Below are 6,636 nucleotides of genomic sequence, written 5' to 3'. Positions count from 1 at the left end.
CCATACAGCTAGGGTTACCCCGGGCAGGCAACGCCTGGGCATTACGTTCTGAACACCGCACGCCACGCTACACGACTCAGTGGGAAGAGTTGGTTCACGTACGGTAGCAACACCCTTATGCAGACCACATGAAGACATCGACATACCAGGGGCAACACGAGCTCTGATCTCCTACCCTACCGATGCCCCTTCTCGTTAGCACCGCCACACAGAAATCTTAAAGGTGACGATGCCATGGTTAGAGTTTCAGTGTGGCCAGATGCTCTATAAATCGCTGTGAAAACGCCATATCGTGCTCCCACTGTGCCTTCGCTGCAGCCGCAGCGGTCGTTGTAGTGGTCGATGCCCCAAACGCCACCGATACCGACTCGTTGTCCACTTCCGCCGTCTCTCCATCAGAGCGTGTGACGTTATCCAACGGTGCTCCCGGTGCGGTATTGCCATACCCGGGTGCAGAAGGCGCCGGAGTAGGTGACACCAAGGTGACAATCGCCTTTTCATCGGGAAGGTCGTCATCAATACGATGCGCATAGCGGCGTAATAGCGACTCATTGAGCACAAACAGGAAACAGTCCGGGTCATGCAGGCCAAGGCGACGAATGACCCTCCCCAATACTTGGCGAAAATGTTGCTCGGTACGAATACGACTCAGGTAACAACACACACGTAAACGCGGGATATCGACGCCTTCGCTGATCATTCCTACAGACACAATCCATGCCTGCGTCGAGTCACGAAACGCCTGCAGCTTAGCGTGCGCATTGGGCGTTTTACTGGTCACCAGGCAGACGTCTTCGCCTTGATCCATCAACCATTCAGTGATTTCTTCAGCGTGCTCGATGTCAGCGGCGACTACCAATCCCCCTGTCATAGGCTGAACTCGCCGTAGCGCTGTCAACTTGGCCACGCCCTGTGTGAGCACGTAGTTCATAGGTGCGTCGTGACGCAATAGATCTGCATAGCCCACACCAGGGTGGCGTAGCAGGCGCGGAATGCTAGAAAACTGCTTCTGCTGAGGCGGTTTTTTATGCTTTGTGTGCGTCAGAGTGAGCTGAATATAGCGGTTATCGATCAGATGAATATAAGGCAGCCGGCACACACCGTCTCGTACAGCTTCTTGCAGCGTGTAGACAAAATCCGGTACCAAGCGCTGTTTGAGTAATGCCTCATCAATCTCTTCGTCATCACAAGATACATCGAGATAACGTAGCAGCGGTAAACAGTGGCCATCGGTACGCCATGGCGTACCCGATAATGCGAGCGTGTACCGCATATAGCGTTCTAACAATAGCAACGCGCGTCCCCACTCGTTTGACCCTTGCTGGGTAGCGGGCAGTCGCCCGGCATGATGACTCTCATCCCAGATCAACAACACACGAGACTGTGCCCCCAGCTGCTGCAACATGCGCAAACACTGACGTAACGACTGGTACGTATAACAGCCTCCCCGTGCGCCTAAGCCACTGTTCATGGCATACCCGGTAACCTCGGCAAGGGTCTCTTCTGCTCGACTTACCACCTCCGTACTGGGGCCTAGGTACAGTACATAATCGATCTCATCACGCTGCAGCAGTTGATCCGCTAACACCGCTGACATGAGCATCTTCCCCGCCCCGGGTGTCGCCTGACAGAGAAAGTGAGGGTGTTCGGGAGATAACTGAGCAAGCGCTTTGGTAAGGCAGCGCTGCTGCCAATCACGAAGGGGGGGACGTTGCGCCGCGTGAGCCGGCTTGTCGCGGGCGATCATGCCTCATCCCCCACCTCAGCCAGCATTTGCTGCACTTTGGCGTAGGCCTTCAGCTTTTCGCCCAATGCACGTGCCTGCGCTTTTTCCCCCTCGAAAACCGGTGCAATTTTATCCCGCACATCAGGATATTTATCAGCAATTTCCTGTAACGCCTGGAGCTGAAGATGGCTGGATTCCATTTGCGCACGCAGCTGTTCACTATCACGGCGAAGCTGAGTCGTTAACGGTTCAACATCGGTGGAATCCTTGGCACTTTCTAGGCCAGAGTGGTCATTTCCAGAATTAAATGCCTTTACCACCTGAAACAGATCCCGTCGTTTAAAGCACGGATGCAAGCCAACCCGCTCAACGTCACCTCGCTTTACACGCTTATTGATTTGATCGCGCACAAAGATACGTAGCGTTCTTTGGTCAAACCCCGCTAAATCGGGCTGTTCTAACAACTCATCACGCAGTTCACAGATAGTAAATGACGCGTTATTGTGGGCTTTCTGCGCTAAAAGCGTGTTGAGTGGCTCAGCGGCAACGGGATAAATTTGACGACGGCTCATGAGCGCAACTCCTGCACAGTGGCAGAAAGCATTAAAGACGCGGCTTTGGCGTCAAGCGCACGGGCTTTTTCCATGTGTTGCTGATAACGCTGGTAGCGAACGCGAAGGCTGCTGTCGGAGAAGAGTGCTGCACGTGCCATAGCACGGTGGGCGGCGGCGCGGCCTAATAGGCTGCGTGTAATCAGGCAGGAAAGGCGTTTTGCCATGGGTGTGACTCCGTTCGGTTTGGAGCCGTCCCCGGATGCCGCCAAGCATCGGATGGGGGCGACTGTACGCGGATTGGCGGACCGGACCGAACGGCAACCGGCATGCCCGTAGGCATTCCACGCACAGCCGCCATAATTGACGGACACAAAAATAGCGCCGTCATAGGGCGCTTATGCGCCGTTCGGATTCCAGCCCGCCAAGACTGGCCAAGGATTTTGCCTTGGTCGCGTTAAAGATTAGCACTACCGTATTAAAACTGTAAACTCTTACAGAAAGCCTCCCCGTTTTTCAGCGCCCTAACGTTCAAAACCTGGCGTTTCATCACCAATAGTCCGGTTTAACCGCTGGCTTCTTACGCGTCGACACGCGCGACGGGAATTGATTCGCCGCGAGCTCCTCAGGCGTAATATGACGGCGCATCCAGTCAGCGGCATTCTTTAAAGACCCCGGCGGATTCCGCTCAATTCCTTTACGGTGTGGCACAATTACCCCAATACGTACGTGCGGAAAGTCCTCACGCAGAGCCTCCAGCGCAGGCGTCATGTCGGTATCGCCTGACACCAGCACAATTTGCTCAACCGGCGTACGGCACTGCTCGACCCAATAGTGCTGGGCAGCCAACCGGTACATAGCGATACCCAAGCGAACATCGGTTTCCTTCTCTTCCAGATGCCAGATATCCACCTGATCGTCCCGTGACACCGGCACCTTTCGCGACACAAAGCGCGGCGCACGGCGGTGATCGACACGGTGCCGCCCCCAGTAAATCGACACACCTCGCGCTTTAAGCGCCCGTACGTAAGTATCCTGCGCACGCTTGGAGGTTTCGCCACGGGTGGCCAAAGCTGGCTGTACCGGGGAGGTGAAATAGTGGATACCCGCTGCGACGCTGCGCGGATCATTTTCGTGAGCAATGGCATGTAATAAAGAAGGAAGATCCAGCCATTTATATGCGGTGCCCGCAAGCAGGCCGTAAAACACATTGTAGCCATCGACGAAAAAGGCGGTTTGCATGCCAGTGAGATCCTTAAAAACGAAGAAACCGGCGCGAAGGCCGGTTTCTTCACCCCGACGGCCAGCGAACTAAATCGCTGCGTCCAAGGTTGAGTAGTTTTCACACTATAGCTTGTTATCCCCTTACACCTAAAGATGCTATTAGCTATTAAAACCAAAGATCTGATAGAAAAAACAAATATATCAACAAAAACAAGCTTCAATACCTACCTCCGGTATTGAAAGACAGTAGCAGAATCGCTATAGTAAAATTTCTTCATGCCTTCTGGCATTAGAAACTGGTTAACTAGCCAGTCAAAACAACTAGTCTCGACTGAAGCAACAAATTGAAGGTCTGCATGAATGCACGCTTTCAACAGTGCATAGCACTATCAGCAGTTATTTGACGACAATGATCGCCGAATATCTGTTATCTCTCAAAAAAAGCTGCATACGTCATACCTACGTGCAGATTTCTACGTAATCTTGTGTGTCTCTCTTACTTTCCCCACCATGGCGACAGTGTGGCGGTCACACGTGCAATTAGAATGCATTGTCTCGGCAAGCTAGCTCGTATCATCGCTACTGCCAGGCTCTCTATAGTTGTTCCATCTAGTATTTATTACATGCGCATCGCAAACGCATGCACTCATGAAGCAAAATGGGCGCTTCACGTGATGATAGATACTACTAAGCGCTTTGCTACCATGCAGATGCCTGCTGGCATACGATTGCCAAGGCTCATCTTCTATCTAGTGCGCGCTGCTTTTTCTCAGTATAAAGAGCAACCATACTTCTCAGCAGCATCGCTGCTTTGTATCTGACAGCATCAGTGTGACGATCAAGCATCGACTCACATTCAGCATGTCATACACACACAAAATAGCGCCACAATCGTATATCCGCGATTTGAAGATGCTTAATACTGTGTTGAACGCTATGTAATGTCTGCGATGAACTAGATCGATGACGCTCGTAGCACTCCCAAACAGTGAAGGACGGCTTAGCCCAGGCATGCCTCTTCATATCTCTATGTATCCCCTGAAACCGCCATGAGTCGCTCACGCGATCGTGCGAAGCCACATGCATGTTTTTTGTGCATCGACTTCGAAGATGAAAATGTCACAGCGCTTACGCGTTAAGCTTCGTGTAGTCACGCAATACCTGCTTTGTCCGCCAGTTTATCGGCCCGGCAAAGCCACGTAGTCATGTGTTTTTTCATCTTGCACTCGCCCTGAAAAGGGCCACTCAGCGCCGTCTCTGTCGTCGCGATAGCAGCACAGAGACGGCGCGTCAGCGACGACGCCTTTGATTGGCTCGAAGCCCCGCGTAGCGGGGCACAGGGCCAAGCGAAGGCGCCCGCCGCAACCCACCTGAGCGCACTAAAACGCGCACCAAAACCTGCAATCTACAAACTATCCGCGGCTAAAAAGCCTCTCGCCTGGCAGGCGAGCATGCGCTCAGTTTTGTTTTTGCAGCGTCACTCTATTTGTGTGTTTCACACACGCTGTTTGCCCGTGTTTCTGCCACAAACACAGCGATCCCCCGCCGAGCTTTGCTCATCGCGATCGTCAGTACACAGCAAAGAATCGCCACCCCGCCAGGCGTTACCTGCGGGCGTTTTTGTCACGTTACGACAACACCCCAGGGCCCGACCGAGCCTGAGAAAATCGGTTTATCACTTACCACATCTGTGGCGGGAAAATGGGGAAGCACCACGACACAGCACGAAACAACTAGGGATGTGTAGGAGAAGTATTGATGGGGCGATACGCAAGTTCACGGAATTTCGGATACGGAAAGCAGATGGCACATGCGGGCAAACAAGCGTTGCGCGACTACTATGGTCAAGGGCACCACGGTACCGTCGCGACTCACACCGATCGCTGGGAAAAATTCGCCGACTGGGCCCGTGAACAAGGCGTCCGCGACCTCGCCAAAGTCGACAACCTCGAGCTGGCTACCGCCTATGCCGAGCATGTGAGGGATCAAGTCGAGGCGGGTGATATTGCTGTTTCAACCGCACAGAATCGCATCTCCACAGTGAACACGACATTTGCCGCGCTACGCGGCGACCGATATGTCCAACTTTCCCCTCGCAGCCATGCCGGCCCACGCAACAACATCAGAACTGTTGCTCCAGCTGCGCTCGATGAAAGTCGTATAAAAGCTGCAACAGAAACACTCAGCGACGCAGGCCTCAACCGCGCAGCGGCAGTACTCGAACTCGCCCGCGCCTTCGGTATTCGTCGCGAAGAAGCGGTTAAAGTCGATTTGGATCGCTGGTCTCGTGAAGCCAATCGACATGGCAGCGTCAACGTCATCGACGGCACAAAAGGCGGTCGCAGTGCCGATCGATTTATCACTGTCGGGGATGCACAACGGCAAGCGTTGGCTAATGCTCTAGCCGCTCGCCCCGCAGGCAGCCGAAACCTTATTGCGCCCCACGAGCGATACGTTGATATCGCCATTTCGCGTAACAGCGAACTCAATCAAGCCCGTGCTGTGCTCAAACAACATGGGCTCCCTGGCTATCACGATTCACGTGCCGCGTATGCTTGCCAGCGCTATGAACAAATCACCGGTCATCCTGCTCCAGCGGTAGCTGGCGAGCGACTAGCCACCAAAGCTGACGATCTCAAGGCACGCCTCACCATCTCCAAAGAACTCGGCCATGGCCGAGTAGACATTCTGGTCAGCTACATCGGGAGTAGTCGATGACACATACACACACATCTCGTGTTGAAATGCTGCTAAAACGCGCGCAGCCCGGCAAAAACAGTGGCGTCAAAGCGCACATCAAGCGTGGCCAACGCATTGCCAGCCGGATTGAAGAGCGCTGGAGGATCAGCGAGCCCTACCAGTGGAAAGTTAAGCACTTACAGTGGTTTCTCAAAGCTGATACTGCGGCCTTATCGCCTGCGAGTCGCTATGATTATTGGCGCACTGCGCGTGTCATTGCCGCCGCATTAGGCCGCTGGCATGATTGGGAACCTCATCTGCGCGGCCCCTGGACACGTCCCAAACCGCCGGGGCCACAACCCGGTGCTCCGGGCGGACGGCCGCACAAGATCGCGCAACCTCGTACGCACTAACGCGTAATGTGACGCAAGCGCTAATGAGCTTTCGTGGGCAGGC

At 53.9% G+C, this 6,636-nt stretch carries 7 protein-coding genes; 3 read left to right on the top strand and 4 right to left on the bottom strand.

Annotated features, from left to right (window positions below; all coding sequences use genetic code 11):
- The first annotated feature begins 2 nt into the window (after positions 1-2).
- Positions 3-107, top strand: coding sequence for a DUF4113 domain-containing protein (locus tag ACN0UY_RS11280; protein ID WP_417667162.1), 105 nt, complete (start codon positions 3-5; stop codon positions 105-107).
- 131 nt (positions 108-238) lie between these two features.
- On the opposite strand, the gene ACN0UY_RS11275 is transcribed toward ACN0UY_RS11280, so the two are convergent.
- From ACN0UY_RS11275 to ACN0UY_RS11260, 4 genes are all read right to left on the bottom strand, one after another.
- The gene (locus ACN0UY_RS11275; RefSeq protein ID WP_417667160.1) at positions 239-1,747 is read right to left on the bottom strand and encodes a DEAD/DEAH box helicase; all 1,509 of its coding nucleotides are present in this window, start codon (positions 1,745-1,747) and stop codon (positions 239-241) included.
- Positions 1,744-2,298: a hypothetical protein gene (locus ACN0UY_RS11270; RefSeq protein WP_417667158.1), complete on the bottom strand. Its 555-nt coding sequence runs from the start codon at positions 2,296-2,298 to the stop codon at positions 1,744-1,746. The genes ACN0UY_RS11275 and ACN0UY_RS11270 overlap by 4 nt, the downstream gene beginning before the upstream one ends.
- Complete coding sequence (locus ACN0UY_RS11265; RefSeq protein WP_417667156.1) at positions 2,295-2,504, bottom strand: hypothetical protein; 210 nt, start codon at positions 2,502-2,504, stop codon at positions 2,295-2,297. The genes ACN0UY_RS11270 and ACN0UY_RS11265 overlap by 4 nt, the downstream gene beginning before the upstream one ends.
- 322 nt (positions 2,505-2,826) lie before the next feature.
- Positions 2,827-3,519, bottom strand: coding sequence for an NYN domain-containing protein (locus tag ACN0UY_RS11260; RefSeq protein WP_417667154.1), 693 nt, complete (start codon positions 3,517-3,519; stop codon positions 2,827-2,829).
- Positions 3,520-5,304: 1,785 nt separating this feature from the next.
- Between ACN0UY_RS11260 and ACN0UY_RS11255 the strand changes: the two genes are divergently transcribed.
- Complete coding sequence (locus ACN0UY_RS11255) at positions 5,305-6,219, top strand: integrase domain-containing protein (protein WP_417667152.1); 915 nt, start codon at positions 5,305-5,307, stop codon at positions 6,217-6,219.
- Entirely contained in the window at positions 6,216-6,593 is a 378-nt protein-coding gene (locus ACN0UY_RS11250) for a hypothetical protein (RefSeq protein WP_417667150.1), read from the top strand. The genes ACN0UY_RS11255 and ACN0UY_RS11250 overlap by 4 nt, the downstream gene beginning before the upstream one ends.
- Positions 6,594-6,636 lie beyond the last annotated feature (43 nt).

Source organism: Pseudidiomarina sp. (assembly GCF_048268165.1).
Taxonomy (GTDB): domain Bacteria; phylum Pseudomonadota; class Gammaproteobacteria; order Enterobacterales; family Alteromonadaceae; genus Pseudidiomarina.
Note: the sequence above shows the minus strand (reverse complement) of the source record. Positions and strands in the feature narration are given on the sequence as shown.